General features: G+C 66.0%; 19 protein-coding genes and 1 pseudogene. 12 read left to right on the forward strand and 8 right to left on the reverse strand.

The features are described 5' to 3' along the window. Positions 1 to 879 carry an FAD binding domain-containing protein gene (locus BJ970_RS23040; protein WP_184728171.1) on the reverse strand — a complete coding sequence of 293 codons (879 nt, stop codon included), beginning with the start codon at positions 877 to 879 and terminating at the stop codon, positions 1 to 3. A gap of 357 nt (positions 880 to 1,236) precedes the next feature. Between BJ970_RS23040 and BJ970_RS23045 the strand changes: the two genes are divergently transcribed. After that, on the forward strand, positions 1,237 to 1,749 hold the full coding sequence (locus tag BJ970_RS23045; RefSeq protein ID WP_184728172.1) for a peptidoglycan-binding domain-containing protein: 513 nt from the start codon (positions 1,237 to 1,239) through the stop codon (positions 1,747 to 1,749). A 99-nt stretch (positions 1,750 to 1,848) separates the two neighbouring features. Here the strand turns inward: BJ970_RS23045 and BJ970_RS38140 are convergent, their stop codons facing one another. From BJ970_RS38140 to BJ970_RS23060, 3 genes are all read right to left on the reverse strand, one after another. Beyond that, positions 1,849 to 2,142, reverse strand: a complete 294-nt coding sequence (locus tag BJ970_RS38140) for a hypothetical protein (protein WP_246470977.1) — start codon at positions 2,140 to 2,142, stop codon at positions 1,849 to 1,851. A 273-nt stretch (positions 2,143 to 2,415) separates the two neighbouring features. Continuing rightward, positions 2,416 to 3,666 (reverse strand): dihydrolipoamide acetyltransferase family protein, encoded by a 1,251-nt coding sequence (locus BJ970_RS23055; protein ID WP_184728173.1) that lies wholly within the window; start codon positions 3,664 to 3,666, stop codon positions 2,416 to 2,418. Between the two features lie 25 nt (positions 3,667 to 3,691). Then, entirely contained in the window at positions 3,692 to 5,872 is a 2,181-nt protein-coding gene (locus tag BJ970_RS23060; protein ID WP_184728174.1) for an alpha-ketoacid dehydrogenase subunit alpha/beta, read from the reverse strand. A gap of 113 nt (positions 5,873 to 5,985) precedes the next feature. Here BJ970_RS23060 and BJ970_RS23065 point away from each other — a divergent pair, with 113 nt between their 5' ends. Both BJ970_RS23065 and BJ970_RS39580 read left to right on the forward strand, forming a co-directional pair. Then, entirely contained in the window at positions 5,986 to 6,489 is a 504-nt protein-coding gene (locus BJ970_RS23065; protein ID WP_184728175.1) for a VOC family protein, read from the forward strand. 23 nt (positions 6,490 to 6,512) lie between these two features. After that, a complete protein-coding gene (locus tag BJ970_RS39580) occupies positions 6,513 to 7,184 on the forward strand; it encodes a GntR family transcriptional regulator (RefSeq protein ID WP_184728176.1) in 672 nt (223 codons plus the stop codon). A gap of 123 nt (positions 7,185 to 7,307) precedes the next feature. Here BJ970_RS39580 and BJ970_RS23075 read toward each other — a convergent pair whose 3' ends face one another. From BJ970_RS23075 to BJ970_RS23085, 3 genes are all read right to left on the reverse strand, one after another. Next, complete coding sequence (locus BJ970_RS23075; protein WP_184728177.1) at positions 7,308 to 8,690, reverse strand: HNH endonuclease signature motif containing protein; 1,383 nt, start codon at positions 8,688 to 8,690, stop codon at positions 7,308 to 7,310. A 588-nt stretch (positions 8,691 to 9,278) separates the two neighbouring features. After that, positions 9,279 to 9,956 carry a helix-turn-helix domain-containing protein gene (locus tag BJ970_RS23080; protein ID WP_184728178.1) on the reverse strand — a complete coding sequence of 226 codons (678 nt, stop codon included), beginning with the start codon at positions 9,954 to 9,956 and terminating at the stop codon, positions 9,279 to 9,281. Between the two features lie 44 nt (positions 9,957 to 10,000). Next, the gene (locus BJ970_RS23085) at positions 10,001 to 11,155 is read right to left on the reverse strand and encodes a ketopantoate reductase family protein (RefSeq protein ID WP_221467279.1); all 1,155 of its coding nucleotides are present in this window, start codon (positions 11,153 to 11,155) and stop codon (positions 10,001 to 10,003) included. Between the two features lie 2 nt (positions 11,156 to 11,157). Here BJ970_RS23085 and BJ970_RS23090 point away from each other — a divergent pair, with 2 nt between their 5' ends. From BJ970_RS23090 to BJ970_RS23105, 4 genes are all read left to right on the forward strand, one after another. Next, positions 11,158 to 11,460: a Dabb family protein gene (locus BJ970_RS23090; RefSeq protein ID WP_184728179.1), complete on the forward strand. Its 303-nt coding sequence runs from the start codon at positions 11,158 to 11,160 to the stop codon at positions 11,458 to 11,460. A 247-nt stretch (positions 11,461 to 11,707) separates the two neighbouring features. Then, entirely contained in the window at positions 11,708 to 13,135 is a 1,428-nt protein-coding gene (locus BJ970_RS23095; RefSeq protein WP_184728180.1) for an amidohydrolase family protein, read from the forward strand. A gap of 31 nt (positions 13,136 to 13,166) precedes the next feature. Then, the gene (locus BJ970_RS23100) at positions 13,167 to 14,552 is read left to right on the forward strand and encodes a M24 family metallopeptidase (protein ID WP_184728181.1); all 1,386 of its coding nucleotides are present in this window, start codon (positions 13,167 to 13,169) and stop codon (positions 14,550 to 14,552) included. Continuing rightward, complete coding sequence (locus BJ970_RS23105) at positions 14,549 to 15,676, forward strand: zinc-dependent alcohol dehydrogenase (RefSeq protein WP_184728182.1); 1,128 nt, start codon at positions 14,549 to 14,551, stop codon at positions 15,674 to 15,676. The genes BJ970_RS23100 and BJ970_RS23105 overlap by 4 nt, the downstream gene beginning before the upstream one ends. Before the next feature lie 38 nt (positions 15,677 to 15,714). Here the strand turns inward: BJ970_RS23105 and BJ970_RS23110 are convergent, their stop codons facing one another. Beyond that, the gene (locus BJ970_RS23110; RefSeq protein ID WP_184728183.1) at positions 15,715 to 16,785 is read right to left on the reverse strand and encodes a LacI family DNA-binding transcriptional regulator; all 1,071 of its coding nucleotides are present in this window, start codon (positions 16,783 to 16,785) and stop codon (positions 15,715 to 15,717) included. 178 nt (positions 16,786 to 16,963) lie between these two features. Here BJ970_RS23110 and BJ970_RS23115 point away from each other — a divergent pair. The 5 genes and pseudogenes from BJ970_RS23115 to BJ970_RS39590 all read left to right on the forward strand — a co-directional run. Beyond that, a pseudogene (locus BJ970_RS23115) lies at positions 16,964 to 17,317 on the forward strand (VOC family protein); the annotation flags it as partial. Then, a complete protein-coding gene (locus BJ970_RS23120; RefSeq protein WP_281399474.1) occupies positions 17,287 to 18,273 on the forward strand; it encodes an NAD(P)-dependent oxidoreductase in 987 nt (328 codons plus the stop codon). The pseudogene BJ970_RS23115 and the gene BJ970_RS23120, both read left to right, overlap by 31 nt. Further along, a complete protein-coding gene (locus BJ970_RS39585) occupies positions 18,270 to 19,517 on the forward strand; it encodes a M24 family metallopeptidase (protein ID WP_221467280.1) in 1,248 nt (415 codons plus the stop codon). The genes BJ970_RS23120 and BJ970_RS39585 overlap by 4 nt, the downstream gene beginning before the upstream one ends. A gap of 26 nt (positions 19,518 to 19,543) precedes the next feature. After that, positions 19,544 to 21,004 carry an NAD-dependent succinate-semialdehyde dehydrogenase gene (locus BJ970_RS23130; protein ID WP_221467281.1) on the forward strand — a complete coding sequence of 487 codons (1,461 nt, stop codon included), beginning with the start codon at positions 19,544 to 19,546 and terminating at the stop codon, positions 21,002 to 21,004. 15 nt (positions 21,005 to 21,019) lie between these two features. Next, a complete protein-coding gene (locus BJ970_RS39590; RefSeq protein ID WP_184728187.1) occupies positions 21,020 to 22,042 on the forward strand; it encodes a ketopantoate reductase family protein in 1,023 nt (340 codons plus the stop codon). Positions 22,043 to 22,188: the final 146 nt, after the last annotated feature.

Here is a 22,188-nt window from a genome sequence, read left to right on the forward strand (position 1 = left end):
TCAGGCCTCCTCGCCGCGCGAGCGGGCGGTCGCCTTGCGCAACGCGCGAGTCACGAGGACGCCCGCGAGGTGCCGCTTGTAGTCCTCCGGTCCGCGCTGGTCGGAAACCGGATTGCAGTGCTGGGCGGCGATCCGCCCGGCCTCGACGAACTGCTCTTCGCTAGCGGGCCTGCCGCGCAGGACGTCCTCGGCCTCCGCAGCGACGAATCCGGCGGCGCCGACCGAGGTCAGGCCGATCCCGACCTCGCGAACCCGATCCCGATCCCGATCGAGCTCCAGCACGGCACCGGCGGCGGCCACCGGCCAGTCCCCGACGCGGCGCTCCACCTTCTGGTAGGCGCTGGCGTGCGACCGGATCGGAACGCGGATTTCCACCAGCAGTTCGCCTGGCTCGACCACGGTCTCGTAGGGGCCGGTAAAGAACTGCCGGATCGCCACGTTCCGGCGTCCTCCGGCGCTTTCGACCACGAGCACGGCCCGCAGGGCGGCGAAGGCCGCCGACAGATCCTCCGAGGGATCGGCCTGGCACAGCGATCCGCCGACTGTGCCGCGGTTGCGCACGATCGGGTCAGCGATCAAGCGTTCCGCGTCGCGCAGGATCGGGAGGTGCTCGCCGACGACGGGGGAGGCGAGCAATTCGGCGTGCCGGACGATCGCACCGATGGACAGCTCGTCTCCGTCCACGCTGATCCTGGCGAGTTGGGTGAGTCCGTTGATGTCCACCAGAGCCGTTGGCTCGGCCATCCGCAGCTTCATCATCGGCAGCAGGCTCTGCCCGCCCGCCACCACCCTCGCCTCGGGCCCGTACCGGGCGAGCAGGGCAAGCGCGTCGGCCACGCTCGCAGCCTTCTCGTATTGGAACGTCGCTGGTACCTGCATGCGTCCCTCCCGTCGACGGGGCCGCGCGAATGTGACGCTCTGCCGACGGCCCGCCCTCCGCAAGGGGCGTAAGTACCTACCTCGACACGGTGGCACGACCGCAGGGACTCCCGACCGCGCCCTCACGCGTCGACGGCGATCCGAATCGACGCCGCAGCAGCAACAATCGCCACCGGCGTCACGCGCTCACCAACGATGGCCACGGAGGAGGGGCTGCTCCTTAGTTTGGCAGCCGGACCAAGGGGACTGAGGGTTCATCCTGGGCAGGGAGTCCAGGTCCCCGGATCTCCATTGAATCTCCGGATCCATATGCATAGCACTCGCAGGAGCCGACCATCCAAGGGGAGGAAAGGGGACATGATCATGGCGAATCCAGGACAACCGACGATCCAGCGCGGCAGCAAGGGTGAGCCTGTGAAGCGTGCCCAACGAGCACTGCGTCGCGGCCGTTCCCCCGAGCTCATTGTCGACGGCGTCTTCGGCCGAGCGACCGAAGAGTGTGTCAAGCGGTTCCAGGAACGTGCGGGCCTGCGCCCCGACGGCATTGTCGGTTCCAAGACGTGGGCAGCGTTGCCGGATGGCAGTGCCATGCCGGTACTCAAGAACGGCTCGACCGGTCGAGTCGTCAGCCGGTTGCAGACCGTGCTCACCGACGAGGCTCCGAGCAGGTGGCAGATCACTCCACAGGGAATCGACGGCATTTTCGGCCGGAAAACCAAGGCATCGGTGGAGGCGTTACAGGATTGGGCTGACATACCAGTCGACGGCGTCGTCGGCGACAGGACGTGGGGAGTGGAGCTGGCAGGGGCGGGCGGCATCTTTGAGAGGTTCGTCGGCTTGGAGTTCGCCGAGGCGCCCGTCGCACACTGACATTTCCCGCACACTGCTACTGGAGCGGAAAATGTCCCACCCGGAGATCAGCAGAGCGCGGGTGTGGCCCTGGCGGCGCGCTGCAAGGCAGCGTGCCGGTCACAGCTCGTGCTGCATCAGCTGGCTCAGCGCCTCGTCGATATTCATGAACAGGTGCTCGTCACCGGGCGCGACGACCTCGTAGCTGTCGTCGACGAAGGCCGCCAGCAGGTCGGCGTCGGCGTCGAAGGTGGCCTGTCCGGACCGACGCGGCGATCGACAGCGCCGACAAGATCGCAGAACGGCGCGCTGAGCTGCATCGTGTTCGGGCCGGTCGACATCGAAGCCCGCGACATACCAAGATTGGCGCCGGGCACTTACCGCTTTCGAGCCCATGCTCGCGGCCGTGACCACGGAATTGAACACCCGGTGACCGAGGGCGAGCCGACCGAGGAGCACCTGCTTGTAGCATGGCCCGCTCCTATGCAGCGCGAAGTCCTACACAAGCTCACGGACAACCGTGGCGCCGAGATCCGCCGCCGGTAACGAAATCGATGCCACCAAGCCCGGTGACACCCCCGATCACGCGTGCGACTGGGGGCCTAAGCCATGCCGGGCTTGGCGACCATGGCCCTTGATCAGAGCCACGAAAAAGGTAACGGAGGTGGTTGGCATCGACACGCCATTTCAGGCGAGTAGTCGCATCGGTTCTTCCAGTGCCTGCACCAAAGCGGCCATCCAACGCGCAGCCAAGGCGCCGTCGATCGCCCGGTGGTCGACCGACAGGACCAGTGACAGGCGGGTGGCGACGTTGACGCTCTCGCCGGCTGCGACTGCCTCCGGCACCGCGGCTCCGACCGCGAGAATCGCGCTGTGCGGGGGATTGATGATCGCGGAGAACTCCTCGACACCGTACATGCCGAGGTTGGTTACGCTGATCGAGCCACCTTCGAGATCGGACTGTCGCAACCGGCCTTCGTTAGCCTGCTCGACGAAGGCCCGGACCTGGGCCGCGATACCGCTCGGCGAGGTCTTCTCGACGTTGCGTAGCACCGGAGTGACCAGCCCGCGCTCGCCGGCGATCGCGACGCCGATGTCCACAGCTTGGTACTGGTGCAACGCGTCCTGCGTCCAGATGACGTTTGCTTCGGGAACTTCCTGATGTGCGACCGCGACAGCACGCAGAATCAGGTCGTTAACGGAGATCTTGGACGGTGAAACCTGGTTGAGCTTCGTGCGTAAGGCGAGGAGTTCGTCGACCTGGGCGCGTCGTTTGAGGTAGAAGTGCGGGATCGTCTGTTTGCTCGCTGTGAGGCGTTCGGCGATCACGCGACGCAGTCTTGAGTGTGGAATCTCCTTAAACGACGCGCCAATGGGCTGTTCCGAGCGACGAGCCGGGGTGGGCTGCACGGCGGCTTGTGCCTCCGCGATTGCCTTGTCGACGTCGCGACGGATGATGCGTCCGTTGGGGCCGGTGCCCTGCAACTGTTCCGGTGTCAGACCTGCTTCCTTGAGTAGCTTGCGGGCGAGCGGGCTGATGAACACGCGGCGTGGCTCGTCTTCTGACGGCCTGGTCGGCTGCCGAGTCGTCTCCGTTGCCGATTCGGGAATCTCACGGCGTTCCGGAGCCGACTTTGGGGTGGGCGTGACACCGACGCCGAGTTCCACGAGCAGCCGGTCGACGTCGGCAGCGTCGTCACCGTCGGCGCCCAGCAACGCCATGGGTGCGCCGACCTCGACCGAGGTTCCACCCGGTACGAGGGTTCGCAGGATCACTCCGCCGGTCTCGGCCGCCACCTCGACCGACGCCTTGTCGGTTTCGACGACCGCGATCGGGTCGCCCGTGTTGAAGGGCGCGTTCTCTTTCACGAGCCATTCCAGCAGGACGGCTTCCGTCGCACCGGCTGCGACTTCGGGCATGCGCAGCAGCGTTGCCATGGTGTGGGCTCCTTGGTCTTTCGGGTCAGTAGGCAGCGAATTCACGCAGGGCGGTCACGACTTCATCGGTGCGGGCGATCGCCGCGCGCTCAAGGACCTTGCTGATACTGGGTGAGGACTCCTTGCCGGTAACTCGTGAGATCGGCGCATCCAGCCAGTCGAAGAGCCGTCGCTGGATTTCGTCGGCGAGCCAGCCGCCGTAGGAGGTGCCCACAGCTCCTTGTTCCACGATCAATACCCGGTTGGTCTTGCGCACGCTGCCTGCGATGGTCTCCCAGTCGAGGCTTGCCCGGTCGAGCCAGCGCAGGTCGATCAGATCCGCCTTGACCTCGGCGACCTGGTCGAGCGCGTCAAGACAGTGCCGCACCATCGAGAGGTAGGAAATGATCGTCAGGTCGTCGCCTTCCCTGCGCACGGCCGCTTTGCCCACCGGGATCCGATAGTCGAGATCGTCTATCGGAGCCGGACCGCTCGTCGGGTAGAGGTCGACGTGCTCGAGTACCACCACCGGGTCCTCACAAGCCAGAGCCGTGTTCATCAGTCCGATGTAGTCGAACGGGGTCGACGGCGCGACCACGCGCAAGCCCGGGGCGCTCGTCAGAATCCCCGCCGGATCCATCGAGTGCTGGGATCCATACCCGGTGCCGACTGCGAGCTTGCTGCGCAGCACGAAGGGGACGGCGTTGTCGCCGCCGAACATGTGGCGTGCCTTTGCCACCTGGTTGAACAGCTGGTCCGCGGCGACCCACATGAAGTCGGCGTACATGTATTCCACGACAGGCCGGATCCGACCATCGAGCGCCATGCCGCCGCCCAGCCCGGTGAAGGCGTTCTCGCTGATGGGGGTACCGAGCACGCGGTCAGGGACCAGCTCCAGCGCGCGTTTGGTGGCGCCGTTGGTACCGCCCTTGAGCCGGTGGACGTCCTCGCCGAGCACGACGACCCGCTCGTCGGTCGCCATCCGGCGCGCCAGCACGTCGCTCACCGCGTCGATGAACCGGCGCTCGCCGAGCTCAGCGGAGAAGGTGTCGGCTTCCTCGTAACGGCTGCCTTCCAGCTCGCTGAGGTCGCCGCGGACGCCGACATCGACGAAGCCGGGGTCCGGCCACTCTGCCGCCTTGATTCGCCGCTGACCCGGCTTTCCGCCCGGCACCGACTCCAGCAGCGAGTCACCGATCTGGCGCATGGCTTCGGTGATTTCTTCGAGGGCAGCCGCGATGTCCTCTGTGGTCGCAAGGCTGCGCCGGAGCACATGAGTACGCAGTTGCTCGATCGGGTCGCGATCCCGCCAGGCTTTTTCCTCGGACTTATCGCGGTAACCGAAGGCACTGCCGGGGTACGGGCCGTTCTGGTGGAAGTACCGGTATAGGTCCGCCTCCACGATCGTCGGGCCGTTGCCCGCGCGCATGTGGTCCAGGGCCTCGTTCATTGCGAGGTTCACCGCGAGTGGATCCATGCCGTCGACGCGCCAGCTCGGGATGTTGAACCCCGGGCCCCGCGCGGACAGTCGGGCCTCCGCAGTTGCTTCCTGTACGGAGGTGGAGACCGCGTACTGGTTGTTCTCGATGAAGAAGCAGACAGGCAGGCGCCACGCCGCGGCGAGGTTGAAGGTTTCCAGCACCGACCCGATGTTGACTGCTCCGTCGCCGAAGTAGGTCACGCTCACCGCATCGGTTCCCGCGTGGCGTTGGTTGAACGCGAAGCCTGCGGCCTGCGGAACGCCGCCGCCAACGATCGCGTTGGTGCCCATCGCTCCGGCGTCGCGCCAGCGCAGGTGCATCGACCCGCCGCGGCCACGGCAGAATCCGTCGGCCAGCCCGCAGATCTCGGCGAGAGTGCGACGCAGCACGACACGCACGTCATCGGTGAGTTCCGGCAACAGGCCTGGTTTGCGCGACGTGACGTGGCCGAACGCTTTCGCCAGGAACTGGTGGTGTCCGCGGTGTGAACCGTTGACGTAGTCGTCGCTGCGCAGCGGCAGAATCGACCCGACAGCGCCGCCCTCCTGGCCGATGCTGGAGTGCGCCGGACCGTGAATGAGTCCCTGGCCGGCAAGTTCGAGCACGTACTCTTCGAAAACCCGGATCCACAGTGCTTGCCCCAGCATCTGCAAGAGCAGATCCGGGTCCGCCGTGTCCCAGTCCTCGGACGACGTCCTCAGCTCAACCCACGGGGAAGCGGCGGCCAGGTTGTCATGGGTGGGCATCGATGCTCCTCGGAACGAAAATTCTCGACAATGGATCCAATCAACCCGCTTTGGTGTAGCTTAGGCAGGGTCATGGACCAGATGCAAGGAAGATTGGATCCATTGGAGGTCTGATGCCCATCCCGGGAATCACCGGAGTCGATCATTTCGGAGTGACCGTTCCTGACCTGGAACAGGCTCGGGAGTTCTTCGTCGACGTGCTCGGTTGCGAGTACCTCTACACGCTGGGCCCGCTGCGTGACGACGGCGGACGGTGGATGAGCGAGCACCTCAACGTCGATGACCGGGCCGTGGCGCAGCGGATCCAGTTCTTCCGCATCGGCGGCCGGGCGATCTTGGAGGTGTTCGAGTACGAAGCGCCCGCCCAGCGTCAGGAGTTGCCGCGAAACAGTGACATCGGTGGTCACCACCTCGCGTTCTACGTAGCGGATCTCGACGCCGCTGTCGCTGATCTCCGGCGCCGAGGGCTCCGTGTCCTCGGCGAGCCGACGAAGAGCAAGGGGCCGCACGAGGGACAGCGATGGATCTACTTCCTGTCGCCGTGGGGTCTTCAGTGTGAGCTAGTGTCCTACCCACACGGTAAGGCGTTCGACCGGGATCCGGACGCCTTCAGGTGACCACACCGGGAGGAGGCGGGGGTGTGCCGGATCGCAATGGTGCAGTGCCTGCTTCGGTCGCCAGCCAGCGGATTGCCGACCAGTTGCGGGGGAAGATTCTCGCGGGCGAGCTCGCGCCCGGGACCAGGATCATTCAGGATGATCTTGCGGCCGAGCTTCAGACGAGCCGCTTGCCCGTTCGGGAGGCTTTGCGGATCCTGCAGTCTCGCGGCCTAGTCACACTGCGTGCGAACCAGGGTGCCTGGGTCACCAAGATGGACATGCGGGAGTGCGAGTTGAGCTACAAGATCCGGGAACGCCTCGAACCGCTCCTGCTCGCCGAATCCGCACCGCATCTCGTGGAGGCAGACCTTTCCGAGCTGGCCGGATTGCAGGAGCGCATCGAGCAGACGGATGACGTCGAAGAGTTCCTGGTGCTCGATCGGCGGCTGCATTGGGGCACATACCGCCACCACCAGGCCGGCGAGCTCGCTTCGATCATCGCGCGGTTGTGGGACACAACTCAGCATTACCGCAGGGCTTTCACTCGTCTGACCGTGGCCCGCAGGGGCTGGATCATCAACGCCGAGCACGGCCTGCTGATCCAGGCCCTGCGGGACCGAGATCTGGTCTCCGCTGAACGCATCCTGGAACTGCACATCCGGCGAACCCGCGTGGAGCTCGCGCAACATCCGGAGTTGTTCCAGGACGATTAGGGACTGCCGCAGACGAAGCCACAGCCGTGGTGCGTAACGCCCGCCGGGCACTGCGCCGCAGCGGTACGAATGCCTCCTGGCGGCTGGCTGCGGCCGTGGTAGCCGCAAAGTCCACGGCGCCGGTCAGCTGGCTGCCGCTGCGGGACGCGAGCGGCACGTTTCGCCCGCCGGGTCCCGCTGGGAGGGGATGAGGTCCCGGAGGTATTCGCGATGCTGGGCAGGCAGCGCCTTGCCACCTGGTCGCGGTCTTCGGTCGATGTCCACCGTGGACGGTGGGATGAAGACGGGTCTGCCCTCGCGCATCGCGATCTCCCACCGCTGACTGTGCACGGTCCGGTGGTGGGAGCCGCACAACATCGTCATGTTGGCCAGTTCGGTAGGGCCGCCATCGATCCAGCTCACGACGTGGTGGGCGTCGGGGGTCCCCGGTGGCCGGTCGCAGCCGGGGAAGGAACAGGCACCGTCTCGCTGGAGTAGCGCGGCGCGAAGGTGCGCGGGTGCGGTTCGCCTGGCCCGGCCGACCTCCAGGGGCAGGCCAGCTCCGTCGAGAACCATGGGCAGTACTTCGCTGTCGCAGGCGATGCGCCGCGCGTTCTCGGCGGTGATGGCACGCCCGGTGTTCAGGGTGCCGGGCATGCCGTGCTCGTCGGGGAAGCCCAGCCCGCGTTTGAGGTCTTCGAAGTCGATGGTGATCGTCAGGTGCGGCCGTTGCCCTCCGGCACGCGGTATCCCGTCGGAGTCGGTGGCCAGGTCGAGCAGCGCGGCGAAGCCGTCGGCATTGCGCTGCCCGGCACTGCGAGGATCCTTCTCCCCGTCGGTTTGCGGGCAGGGCGCGGCCAGCGGCTCGATGAGCGCAACGAATTTCGCGCCGGTCTCGCGGTCCAGCCGGGCCTTGACGACCGTCATCCCGTCACGAGCGGTCCCGTAATGCAGCTCCCGCGCCTCGTGCTGGTCGGCTTCGTCGTGGTAGGCGCCGTCCTGGTCGAGTAGATACCTGATTCGTTCGGCGATTGTCTCCAGCTCACGCGGCGGCATCTGGCGGGCGTAGCCGGCCAGGGTCGCTTCGACCTCCCCCACCCGGTGACAACGGGCGTAGTCGGGCAGCCGGCGAATGCCCGCCACGATCACCCGCGCATGCTCAACACTGATCGCCCCTTGCGACAAGGCGGCAGCGGTCTGGGGAAGCTCGGCGGGCATCGTCTCGCCATACAGCGAGGCCCGGTCCTCGACGTTGCGGGCGACCGTCACCCGGGTTGTGGCGTCCTGGTGGTCGATGTTGAGCAGTTCCCGCAACCACACCTGCATCGACCTCGCGCCACGTTCGGCGTGCAGCCCTCGCCGGTCGGCCTCGGCGATGATCTGCAACTGCTCCATCATCGCCACCCGCATGGCCTGCTCACAGCGCTGGATCCGGGCGATGAGCTCGGCGTCCGAGCACGACACCACAGACGAGCGTGAAGAGGTCATCTCCACGTTCGCGTCCCGGGTGTCCGTCAACGGTGCCATGCCTCCATTCTCCCAGATTCGAACACCCATTCGCACGCTTTCCAGCATCGCTTGATCAGGTGAAAACCTCCACCAAAACCCCGAAAACCCCCACCCAGCAACAAAAACTCATCCACCACACGCCGAAGGCGCCCCCTCACCACGACCGATCAAAAATCCTTACGGAACAACCCCAAGCCGACCGGGCACCAGCCCCAGCCATGACCGAATCCGCCAACCCGGCAACGCAACCCGCCGGTTGCGCCAGCCCACTCCGGGGCCATCCCCGCGATACAAAGCCAAACCGGGGCTGTGGGCCGGATGTCAAGCCTGAAACCTCGAAGAGGCGGCCGCCAGGCCGGGCTTGACCTCCGGAACACAGCCCCCACACTCCACCGATCGCGGGGATGGCCCATCCAACACCGAACCTCCCACAGCCCCAACCCCCTCGAAAGGTGCGCGAATCATGCCAAGGCGGCCCCCAAACCATGCCAACACGGAACCTCCCACAGCCCCAACCCCCTCGAAAGGCGCCAATTCCCCCGAAAACGCGCCTCCCAACCATGCCAACACGAAAACCTCCCACAGCCCCAATCCCCTCGAAAGGCGCTAGGACTGCCGCGATCGCCGGCCCAGCAACTCAAGCGCATCGGCCGCGGATGTGAGCGGGCTGCCTTCTGGGAGGTCTCGGTCGGCGTCGCCGCTTGCGAGCTCGGCCCGGCCCACGACGAACCAGAGCCCCTGCGCGATCGAGTCGGTGTGGTTCAGGTAGAGGTGCGGTCGCTGAGATTCGAAGCACAGCGAGTCGCCGGGCCGCAATACGTAGGTGTCGAAATCGAGCTTGAGCGTCAGCTCGCCCCGGATCAGATATCCATATTCGATACCCGAGTGGCGCATGAGCTTGCCGTTCGCGGAGCTGGATCCGCCTGGAGCGTAGGTGGTGAGCAGCGGATCGACGAAAGTGTATCCGGCGACCGCCAGTCGTTCCCAGGTGACACCGTTGGTCATCTCGATGCGGGGGCTGTCCTCGTGCCGCTGCACAGGTTGAGGCGAGCGCGTCGCTTCGACCGGGGCGCTCGACGGGTTCCGCAAGAGCCCGTCGAGCGAGATGCCGAGATGCGTGACCAGCGCGTAGAGGGTGCTCACCGACGGCTGTGTCTTGCCGTTCTCGACCTGCGACAGCAGGCTCGCGGATATCCCAACGGCCGAGGCGACCGAGCGGAGGCTCAGTCCCTTGCTCGTGCGGGCCTGTCGCAGTCCCGCCCCGAGCTCAGCTTCGTCGACCATGTCCCTCCAGTCGGTTGGCGGCACCGGGCCGCCCCTCGTGTGATTCACGTCCGGCTCAGTTCCCGAAGCAAGGCCAGGTTATCCGGCGAGGGCTTCACGTCGCCGCGCTCGATCCGGTGCGCGACCTCCACCACGGCGGAATTGACCGGGCTCGCCTCCCCGGCCCGGGCGAGTTCGCGTACCACCTGGCCGTTGATGTCGTCGACTTCGCTGTGCCTACCCTTGATCCAGTCTTGGAGGATCGTGGTCTTGCTGCTGGGAAGCACGAAACCACCCAGCAAGGTGTCGAGCAGCGTCTCGACCACCCGAGAGGGCTCCCCGACGTCCGCGGGCCCCAGACCGAAGATCGGCAGGACCGGGTACCCCTGCGCCGCACCGGCGTCCAGCGCCTCCTGTCCGGATCGCAGCATCAGATCACGCATCCCCGGCAGCGCGACCGCTTCGAGCATCGGCAACCCGAGAATGGCAGTGGTCACGAGGGTGGTCGCATTGCTGACCAGCTTCATCCACTTGGTCGCCCGGATGTCCGCCACGACCTCGACCGACCCGACGAGTTCGAGGAGCTCGGCAACCTCGCGCTCGCGCCCGGCGGTCGCGGGATCGATGCTGCCCACGGCGAACCACGATCGATCGTGTGGTGAATGTCGTTCGACCACGCCCGGATCGAACATCATCGACGTGATCTCGATGACGCAACCCAGGGTGCGCTCGGGGCCGACCACGTCCGCGATCGTGTCCACCGTCATGCCGTTCTGCACGCCGACCAGTAGCCCGTCATCGGCCAGATAGGGGGCGATGAGATGAGCCGCCCAGCGTGAGTCGTAGGCCTTCATCAGCATCAGCACGATGTCGAACTTGTGGCGGAAGGTCGCTACCTCGCACAAGTGCGCAGTACGTACCTCGGTTCGCTCCGTTCTCGTGGGCAGCTCGACTCGCAGGCCATCCTTGCGTATCGTTTGCACGTGCTCGGGCCACTGATCGACCAGCAGCACGTCGAGGCCCGCCCTGGTGAGGTCGGCGCCGATCGAGGCGCCATTCGCGCCGGCGCCGAGAATCAGGATCCGCTTCGTCCTGGTCGCATCCGAGATCGTCACGGCACGCCTTTCGTGAGGTGGTCGCAGGCGGTCGCCCGTTGTACTGATGTTAAGCATTAGTGAACGGTATCCGCTAGTAGTCCCGATCGATCCGAGGGAGTCCAATCATGATCCGTCACATCGTGGCCTTTGAACTTGTCGCCCACGACGAAGCCGAGCGCGGCGAGGACGCGCGGACCATCAAGCGTGAACTCGAGTCGCTGGTCGGGCTCGTTCCGCAGATCCAGGAGTTGCATGTCGGAGTGGAACTAGGCTTGGTCAAAGGACATTGGGACGCCGTGCTCGTCTCCGACTTCGCGTCCGCCGACGACCTGGCGAGCTACCAGGAGCACCCCGAACATGTGCGGGCGGCCAAGGCGATCAGTCCGCTGATCGCCGCGCGTGCCGTGGTCGACTACGAGCTTGCCTGAGACGTGACCGTGTTCGAGTGATCGTTCTACTTTTCCGTCTTGTCGATACTCCCGGCGTTCACCTACGATGAACGCCAGCGCTCATGCAAACGTTGCGCATCGAGGCGTGACACACTCCAAGGAGTCCAGCAATGGTGCTTTCACTCTCTGGTCCCCACCCGTGCCGTTCATGGCCGGGGCAGCGGCCGTACGGGACCTCGCCACGAGCCCCGCGCCGGGGCATGTCCGAGGTTGGGGTGTGAGCCCTATGCGCGTTGTGATCGAGGATGCCGCGGTCGTGACAATGGACGAAACGCTCGGCGACTTCGCCAGGGCGGACATCCTCGTCGAGGACGGAGCGATCGCCGAGATCGGTCCCGGACTCGATGTTCGTGACGCCGAGCGGATCGACGCCTCGTCGATGATCGCGATTCCGGGCTTGGTCGACACGCACCGGCACACGTGGCAAACCGGCCTCCGGGGAATTCTCGCCGACGGCAATATCCCTGACTACCTTCGGGGTTTCCGGTTGCAGATGGCCACCAAGTACCGCGCGGAGGACATGTACGCCGGTAACTACGCGGGCGGTCTGGACTGCCTCAACTCCGGTGTGACAACGGTAGTGGACTACTGCCACAACATCCTCACCGAAGCCCATGCCCACGCTTCGGTGACGGGTTTGCGCGACTCCGGGGTACGCGCGCTGTACGGGCACGGTCTTGTTCCCGTCACCGCCAATACGTGGTCGGAGGATCCTCGTCGAGGCGGAGCACCGGAGCGGGACGGTGGCTTCGGCTGGCGGGCGGCCCTGGCTCGTGCGATCCGCGAAGAGTACTTCGCCAGTGAGAACCAGTTGCTCCGGTTCGCAGTGGCACCGCAGGAGCTTGCGATCGCCCCGATCGAAGAGGTGCGTCAGGAATTCGAGCTCGCGCGCGAGCTGGGCGCTCGGATCACGTTCCATTCCAACCAGGTTCTCGTGCGCAACCTGTTCAAGGACATCGAGGTACTGCACGCCCATGGTCTCCTCGACGAGGATCTACTGCTCGTGCACGCCACTTTCACCACCGAGGAAGAGTGGAAGCTGCTGCGCGACACGGGAACCACGGTCTCGGTTTGTGCCGAAACCGAGATGCAGATGGGCATGGGCTTCCCGGTGATCCGTGAAGCCACCGAACACACTCCGGGGCCCAGCCTGGGCATCGACTGCACGAGCAGCACCGGAGGCGACATGATCTCGCATGCGCGCCTGGTGCTCCAGGTGACGCGGTGGCGTGAGGACCAGCCGGAGTACGCACAGTCGCGACAACCCACCCGGATGCGGTGGACGACCCGCGACGCGTTGCGGTGGCTCACCATCAACGGTGCGCGCGCGGCGGGCGTCGATGACGTGACGGGCAGTCTCACTCCCGGCAAGCGGGCGGACATTGTGCTGCTCGACATGAGCGGGATCAGCCAGGCCGGCTGGAACCGGCACGATCCCTGTGGCGCGGTCATCGCCCAGACGAACTCGGGCAATGTCCACACGGTTCTCGTCGATGGGCGGATCGTCAAACGGGACGGCCGGTTGACGCACGTGAACCTCGCTGGCGCACTCGCCGTGCTCGCGACATCACACGACTACCTCTACGACCAGATGGCTTGCCACGGCGGGTTCATTCCGCAGCCGCCCGTCGAGCTCCCGGTATTCGACCGCTGAGCGGCCTACGCGCAACGGAAAGGAATTCACTATGAGCACGGCCACTTACGGCAGCATGAGCGTGGACTGGGAAAACCGGCTCGACGTCGACCGCATGCGCCGTGACCGGCTGGCACGGCTGAAAGCCGAGCTCGAGAAGTCCGACGTCGGCGCGCTGCTGGCTTTCGACTTTGGCAACATCCGCTACATGACCGCCACCCACATCGGGACGTGGGCGATGGACAAGCTGATCCGCTTCACCCTGATCACGCGCAACTCCGACCCGATCTCGTGGGACTTCGGCTCGGCCGCCAAGCACCACCAGCTGTTCAACCCGTGGTTGTCTGAGACTACGGCGGAGGCCGATGCCGACCCCCACGCTCCGCATCACGGTGCGACTCGCCCACGCGCCGAGAGCGGGGCACGTGCGGGCATCTCGATCTTGCGCGGTGCGTTCCACCCCGCCGCAGGCATCGCGGAGAACGTGGCCGCGAAAGTGAAGCGCGAACTGGAGAAGTTCGGCGTGGCGAATGAGCCATTGGGCGTCGACGTCGTCGAGCTGCCGATTCTGTCCGCCCTGGAAGCGGTCGGCGTCACCGTGGTCGACGGGCAGCAGATCTTTCTTGAGGCCCGCCGGATCAAGACACCCGACGAGATCGGCATGCTCACGCACGCCGCTTCGATGGTCGACGCCGCGTACGACAAGCTGTACGAGTTCCTTCGCCCTGGGGTCAGGGAGAACGAGGCGGTCGGACTGGTTGCCAAGACGCTCTACGACCTCGGTTCGGAGTACGTGGAGGGGGTGAACGCGATCTCGGGCGAACGCTGCGCACCTCATCCCCACGTGTACTCGGACCGGATCATCCGCCCCGGAGACCCCGCCTTCTTTGACATTCTCCATAGCTACAACGGTTATCGGACCTGCTACTACCGCACGTTCGCGGTCGGCTCGGCCAGCCCCGCGCAGCGCGACGCCTACAAGATCGCCCGTGAGTACATGGACCGTGCGATCGCGGCGGTCCGCCCGGGCGCAACGACGGCGGATGTCGTCTCGGTCTGGCCCACTGCGCGGGAATTCGGATTCCCGGATGAGGAGGCGGCGTTCGCCCTGCAGTACGGGCATGGGGTAGGGCTGTCGATCTGGGAGAAGCCGATCTTCTCCCGGCTGGTCTCCCTCGATCATCCGGAGGTCCTCGAACCGGGCATGGTCTTTGCGCTGGAGACCTACTGGCCGTCCAAGGACGGAATCGGCGCGGCGCGCATCGAGGAGGAACTCGTGGTCACCGAAACCGGATGCGAAGTGATCACAAAGTTCCCGGCCGAAGACCTGCTCGTGGCCGGTGGGAACCGCTACTACACGGTCGACGGACCGATGAACTCCATCCGCTCGTCGCAGTCGCACCTCAACACCAGCGCCGGCAAGGTGGAAGCGCGATGACCCGGCACATGCACGCCGCCGTCTACCACGGCAAGCGTGATATTCGCTTCGAGGATGTCCCGCGGCCCCGCCCGGGCCCGGGTGAGTTGCTTCTGGAAGTCGGCGCCGTCGGCGTCTGCGGATCGGATGTGGCGGAGTGGGCGCACGGGCCGCATTTGCATCCCATCGACGCGCCCCACCCCGCTACCGGCCACGTCGGCCCGATCACGCCGGGACACGAGTTCTCCGGGACCGTGGTGGCGGTCGGCGAAGCCGTCGACGAATCGTGGCTCGGGCGGCGGGTGGCGTCCTGCGGCTCCGTGGCGTGTGGGCGCTGTGCCGCGTGTGGTCGTGGCCAATCGAATCAATGCATGCAGTACGCGGGAGTGGGGCTGCACCGCGCGGGTGCGCTCGCCGAGTACGTCGCGACGCCGGCGGAGAACTGCCTGGCCGTAGATGAGATACGGCTGACTCTCGACGAGGCTGCGCTGTGCCAGCCCATGTCGATCGCCGTACACAACGTGTCGCGTGCCGGCGAGGTGGCGGGGCAGACGGTACTGGTGCAGGGCGTCGGCGGGATCGGGGCATTCCTCGTGTTCGCGCTCGCGCAGTCCGGTGCGGACGTCGTCGCGACCGACATGGACCCAGACCGGCTGACGCTCGCCGGGCGGCTGGGCGCTCGCGCGACGGTGCTGGTCACTGGAGGGGCGGGCGACCAGCACCACGTCCGCGAAGCCGTCGGTGACGCCGAATTGCGGGTCGTCTTCGAGGTGAGCGGTTCCCGGTCAGGGGTGCTCTCGGCACTCGGTATATCGCCGCGAGGCTGCCGGATTGTGCTGGTCGGAATTCAGCAGGCTCCGGTCGAGATCGACCTTGCCGCGGTCACTCTGGAGGAGAAGATCCTCATCGGCACGAACGCCCTCGTCCGTGAGATCGACTTTCCGCGCGCCGTCGAACTTGTCGCGCGGGGCCGGGGTCTCTGGCATCTCGTCGCGCCTCGGGTCGAACCCATGACGGATCTGGTTGACAAGGTGCTCCGACCGATGAGTGAGGGCCAACGGCTCGCGGTCAAGACGCTTCTCGATCCGCGTGCGACGATCTCTCGTCCGCTGCGGACCGGCGTGGCGGAAAGCGGTGCGCCGTGACCACCGGCTCGATGGTGCCAGCCTCCTACCGGACGGCCTTATTCCCCTTCAAGGCCATATGTGCCCGAGGCACGAGCCTTCCGGGCGCGTTTGCGGGCCCGGAGACGTGGCTGAGAGGTCGAACCGCGGACGGTCAGGTGGACGGGCAGGCGTACCAGCTGCTGCGTCGCGGTGTCCGCGAGCAGAGCGGCCGCCGCAGCCCTGCCGAGTTCGGCCAAGGGCACGCTCACCGTGGTCAGGCCCGGGCCAATGTCGGCGGACAAGAGTGTGTCGTTGTACCCGGCGACCGAGACATCGTCGGGACACGTCATCCCGCGCGAGCGCAGCTCGCGCATCGCGCCGACCGCCATCAGATCATTTCCGGCGACCACGGCAGTGATCTCGGCCCCGGAGTCGAGGAGGTTCCGCATCGTGTGGCGGCCGGCCTCGATGGTGAAACCGTCGCCGGTCACGACCGGACACGCGGTTGCCTCCAGGCCGGCTTGCGCGACGGCCGCTTCGAAACAACGCCTGCGGTCGTGGCCGGCCGACGTGTTTTCCGGGCCGGCGAGATGCGCGATAGAGGCGTGGCCGAGCTTACGAAGATGCGCGAAAACCTGCTGGATCCCCGACGCGTCGTCGCTGACGACGGCGGGGAAGAGTGGCTCGTCCGTCGTCCTGTTCAGCAGGACGGCGCGGACGCCCTGCCCGTGTACGTCGCGCAGGAAGGGGTCGTCGCGCATCGCCGTGGTGAAGATGAATCCGTCCACCTGGCGGGCGCTGAGGGTTTCGAACGCTGTGCGCTGCTTGTCGTGTTCACCGTCGGTGTTCGCGATCAGGGCCGTCATTCCCTGGCCGAGCAGTACGCTCTCGATTCCCCGGATCATCGGGGGGTAAAGGGGGTTGGTGAAGTCCGGGATCAGCACGCCGACAGTAGCGGACTGCTGCTTGCGCAGGCCGCGGGCCAGCGCGTTCGGAGCGTACCCGAGTGCGCGGACCGCGTCGTCGATGCGCTGCGCTGTCACCGGGTGAACCTTCGCGCGCGTCGCGGGGCTCAGCGCGCGCGAGACCGTGGCGATGTGCACGTCGGCATGAGCCGCCACATCGTGCAAGGTGACCCGTGCCCTCATGGCTAGTAAGGATAACCGATTCGCACACCACATCATGACAATGCGGTGGAGCACGGCAGCTCCAGTGCTGACGGCTCACCGGAGCCGCCACCGGGCGATCGGGCCGCCGCAAACAGGTCGAAAGGCGGAACCATGAAAGGTTTGCTTAGCGAGGAGCACATCCTCGTCGCCGCAGGCACATATGCTGACTGCGGCCGGTGTCGGGCTGGAGCTGTTCCAGTTTCTGGTTCCCGAGGTTGTCCCGAGCGGGTCGGAAATGGAATATTGGCGGCAAGGACTGTGGCATCTCTGTTTCACCGACCCCGATGTGGTGTCCGCCGCGCAACGAGTAGTCGCGCACGGCGGTCGGCAGGTCTGTCCAATTTCGACGTTCGTGCCGGGGCGGCCGTGGCGGCTCGTGTACTGCCGTGATCCGTGGGGCACGACGCTGGAGATCATGTCGCACAGCTATGCCGAAGTGTTCTCCGGTTGGCCGCAGCCCGGGAAGACAACCCCGCAGTCATGGGCCGCCCCGGACGCGGTCGGGCGCTGACCGTCCGGGCCTTCGGACTCCGCCACGGGGTCTGCGAGGCAAGTGTGCAAACGTTTGTACGAAGGAGTGCAGTGACCACAGTGGGTTTTTTGGGCCTCGGGCGGATGGGTGCGCCGATGGCGGCGCGGCTCGTTGCCGCGGGACTGGATGTTGCCGTATGGAACCGCACGGCCGGTAAGGCTGAGGCGTTCGCCGCTGATCATGGTACTCGGATCGCGGCCACCCCCGCGAAGGCGGCCGAAAACGCCGACTTCGTCATCTCGATGCTCGCCGACGACGCGGTCGTCGAAACCGTACACACGGGACCAGATGGCGTGTTCGCCGCCGCGGATGAGGGCACCGTGGTCATCGGTATGAGCACGGTTTCGCCGGTGACCACACGAAAACTGGCGGAGGCGGCCGTTGCGCGCGGGCTTCGGTTCGTTGACGCACCGGTGTCCGGAAGCACGGCTGCTGCCGAATCCGGAACGCTCACGATCCTGTGCGCGGGGGAGCAGGCCGACGTGGCGGCCGCGGAACAGGTGTTGTCCCCGCTCGGGAAGAAGATCGTGCACCTCGGCTCAAATGGGGCCGGTGCGGCGATGAAGCTGGCCGTCAACACCGTGGTGCACGGGCTGAACAACGCGGTCTCCGAGGCGCTCGTGCTCGCGGAACGGGCGGGCATCGATCGGACGGCCGCGTACGGGGTCTTCCTGGAGAGTGCCATCGCCGCGCCATTCGTCGCCTACCGCCAAGCCGCCTTCGAGCGGCCGGCGGAGACTCCGGTGGCGTTCCTGCTCGATCTCGCGATCAAGGATCTACGGCTGGCGTTGGAGCTGGCGGAGGATGTCGGGGCCGAACTTCCGCAAGCGGAGAAGAACGTGGCCATCTTCCGCGAAGCTTCGCGCGCCGGTTATGGCGAGCACGACGAGTCAGCGGTTGCGCAGTTCCTGCGCGCAGAAGGAGGCGTCGCGTGACCAACGTACGACCGATTGCCGCCCCGGGGCACAGCGCCGTCGATTACGAGGAGCGAGTGGACTTCGCCCGGTTGCGGAATTACCGGCTGAACAGGGCGAAGGCAGCGCTGGAAGCCAGCGGCTGCGGCGCGTTCCTGCTGTTCGACTTCTACAACATCCGGTACACGACGCAGACCTGGATCGGTGGCGCACTGGGCGACAAGATGACCCGGTATGCACTGCTCACCCGGGATGCGGCAGAGCCGTGGCTGTGGGACTTCGGGTCGGCTGTCCGGCATCATCAACTCTATTCGAACTGGCTTCCGGACGAGAACTGCCGACCGGGCATGCTCGGTATGAGGGGCGCCGTTGCGCCGAGCGCGGGCCTGATGGAAACGGCTGTGCGAGAGATCAAGGGGCTGCTTGAGGAAGCGGGCCTCGCCAACGAGCCCATCGGGGTCGACATCGTCGAGCCGCCCTTCCTATTCGAGATGGAGAAGCAGGGGCTGCATGTGGTCGACGCGCAGCAGTTCATGCTCGACGCCCGGGAGATCAAGTCTTCCGACGAGATCATGCTGCTCGCCCAGGCGGCGGCCATGGTGGACGGGGTCTACCAGGACATCGTCGACGTCCTCAAGCCTGGGATCCGGGAGAACGACATCGTCGCTCTGGCCAGCAAGCGGCTCTACGAGCTCGGTTCCGACCAGGTTGAGGCCATCAACGCGATCTCCGGCGAACGGTGCAACCCGCATCCGCACAACTTTACGGATCGACTAATCCGGCCCGGCGACCAAGCGTTCTTCGACATCATCCATTCCTACAACGGATACCGGACCTGCTACTACCGCACGTTCAACGTCGGCAGCGCCACGTCACCGCAGCACGACGCGTACGCCAAGGCACGCGAGTGGATGGACGCGGCGATCGAGATGATCAAGCCGGGCGTCGGTACCGACGAGGTCGCCGCCGTATGGCCGGAGGCCACGGAGTTCGGCTTCGACAACGAGCTGGCCGCGTTCGGGCTTCAGTTCGGGCATGGCCTGGGGCTGGGTCTTCATGAGCGTCCGATCATCTCGAGGCTTAACAGCATGAACGAGCCCGTTGAGCTCAAGGAGGGCATGGTGTTCGCGCTGGAGACGTATTGTCCGGCCTCGGACGGCGTTTCCGCGGCGCGAATCGAGGAGGAGGTCGTCGTGACAGCCGACGGCGCCCAGATCCTCACTCTCTTCCCTGCCCAGAATCTCTTTGTGGCCAACGAATACTGACCCCCTCGCAGAAAGTCATGTGCACTATGGATGTTCTCGCTGACATTGAGCGGGCCATCGGCCCGATCCCGAAGGCACCGATCATCGGCGGTGAGGTCGTTGCCGGTGCGGAGGTGATATCGGTCGTCGATCCCGCTACGGAGAAGACCATCACCGAGATCGGTGCCGGTGACGTGGCCACGGGGGTACGGGCGGTCGATGCGGCAGCCGACGCCCTGCGCGCGTGGACGGAGACGAGCCCGCGTCGGCGCAGCGATGTGCTGCGGCGGACCTACGACCTCATGCATGAACGCGCGGAGGCCCTGGCGCAGTTGATCGTCCTGGAGAACGGAAAGTCCCTGACCGACGCTCGGGCGGAGGTGAGCTACGCTGCGGAGTTCTTCCGCTGGTACTCCGAGGAGGCCGTCCGTCTCTCGGGCACGGTTGCGACCGCGCCGTCGGGCACCAACAACATCTTGGTGCTCCGGCAGCCGATCGGGGTCAGCCTGCTGATCACACCCTGGAACTTCCCTGCGGCGATGGCCACCCGCAAGATCGGTCCGGCACTTGCCGCCGGGTGTTCTGTCGTGCTCAAACCCGCCTCGGAGACCCCGCTCACCGCGCTGGCGATCGCGGGGATTCTGACCGAGGCGGGAGTGCCCGATGGCGTCGTCAACGTCGTGCCCTCACGGCAATCGGGCCCGCTGGCGTCGCACTTGCTGGACGATGATCGCGTTCGTAAGGTCTCGTTCACCGGCTCGACCGAAGTGGGCAGGACCCTGCTCGGCCATGCCTCGCGATCCATCGTCAGCGCCTCGATGGAACTGGGCGGCAACGCCCCGTTCGTCGTGCTGGCCGATGCCGACCTTGATCTCGCTGTCAGTGGTGCCATGGTGGCCAAGCTGCGCAACGGGGGATCGGCATGTACAGCGGCCAACCGTTTTCTCGTGCACGAGTCGGTGGCGGGAGAGTTCGCTTCGCGGTTTGCCGCGGCGATGGCGGGGCTCACCGTGGGGCCCGGCCTCGATCCTGGCACTGACATCGGGCCGCTGGTCAACGTCAAGACGCGGGACAAGGTCGCAGGCCTGGTGCAGACGGCGTTGGACGACGGAGCGACACCGGTGGTGGGAGCGGAGGTGCCGGATCGACCCGGCTACTACTACGCGCCGACGGTGCTCGGCGACGTTGCGCAGGACTCCGCGATCCTCGGCCAGGAGATCTTCGGCCCGGTAGCCCCGGTCGTGCCGTTCGCTGATCTGGACGAAGCGATCGCTCTTGCCAACGCGACGGAATTCGGCCTGGTGTCCTATGTGTACACCGGCGACCTCGCGCGGGGGCTGGCCGTAAGCGAACGCCTAGACAGCGGAATGGTGGGTCTCAACCGCCCCGTGGTGTCCGACCCCGCCGCGCCTTTCGGCGGTACCAAACAGTCTGGTCTGGGACGTGAAGGCGGGCACGAGGGAATGCTCGAGTTCACGGAGAGCAAGTACATCGCACTCGACTGGTAGGAACAGGAGCTTGCTGTGAGTATCAAGAAGATCGCCGTGCTCGGCACCGGTGCCAACGGTGCCGGAATCGGCGCTGACCTGGCGCGCGCGGGTGTGGACGTCACGTTCATCGAGCAATGGCCGGAGAACGTGGAGGCCATTCGCGCCGACGGGGTGCATGTCAAAACTCCATATGACGCCACCACTACGTCAGTGCGCGCCCTGCACCTGTGCGAGGTTGCGACGCTGCGCGAACAATTCGATCTCGTGTTTCTGCTCGTCAAGGCTTACGACACACGCTGGGCATGCGAGTTGATCAAGCCCTACGTCAAGTCCGACGGCATGGTCGTCGGACTGCAGAACGGCATGACCGTCGACGATGTCCTCGACGTGTTCGGCCCTGCCAGAACGCTCGGCGCCGTCATCGAGGTCTGCGCGGCGATGTACGTCCCCGGCCTCGTCGAGCGGCACACTCCGGCCTCGGAGTCGTGGTTCGCGCTCGGAGGCGTTACACCGGAGGCACACGAGCGCGCACCGGAGGTGGCCGAGATCCTGCGGCACGCCGGCGCGGTCGAGGTGGTTGACGACATCCGCTCAGCGAAGTGGATGAAGCTCGCCGTCAATGCCGGCGAACTGGTCCCGTCGGCCATCGTCAACCTTCCGTTGTTGCAAGCCGCAAAGCTACCTGGCATGCACGACTTCATGATCCGCGCCGGCAAGGAGGCGATCCGTGCCGCGATCGGTCTCGGCCACCAGGTGGTGCCGATCTTCGGGATCGACGCGATTGATCCCGAAGATCCCGAGGGCTTTGTCGACGTGATGCTCGACGCCGTGTACCGGAAATGGTCGGGTCCCGAGACCAGGACCACCGTGCTACAGGATTGGTTGAAGAATCGGCACTGCGAGGTCAACGAGGTGAACGGCCTCGTTGTGAGCGCGAACAAGACACTGGGCGGAACGTGCCCGGTCAACAGCCGTACGGTCGAGATCGCCCACCAAATCGAGCGTGGCGAACTCGAGGCGGGACCCGAGAATGCGGTGTTGTTGGTTGGGACCTGAGCGAGTGTTTCCCGAGTGGTTTGCGTGGCGGTGCGGGTAGCGGCCCCCTGCGGGAGTTACCGTCGCCGCCTGGTCTCCGGGATCCCCGACTTATGTATGCCCAATACACGGCACTGGGGCTGTCCTCGCCAGGCGACGTCTGAGCC

Origin of the sequence: Saccharopolyspora phatthalungensis (assembly GCF_014203395.1) — a bacterium.
GTDB lineage: Bacteria > Actinomycetota > Actinomycetes > Mycobacteriales > Pseudonocardiaceae > Saccharopolyspora > Saccharopolyspora phatthalungensis.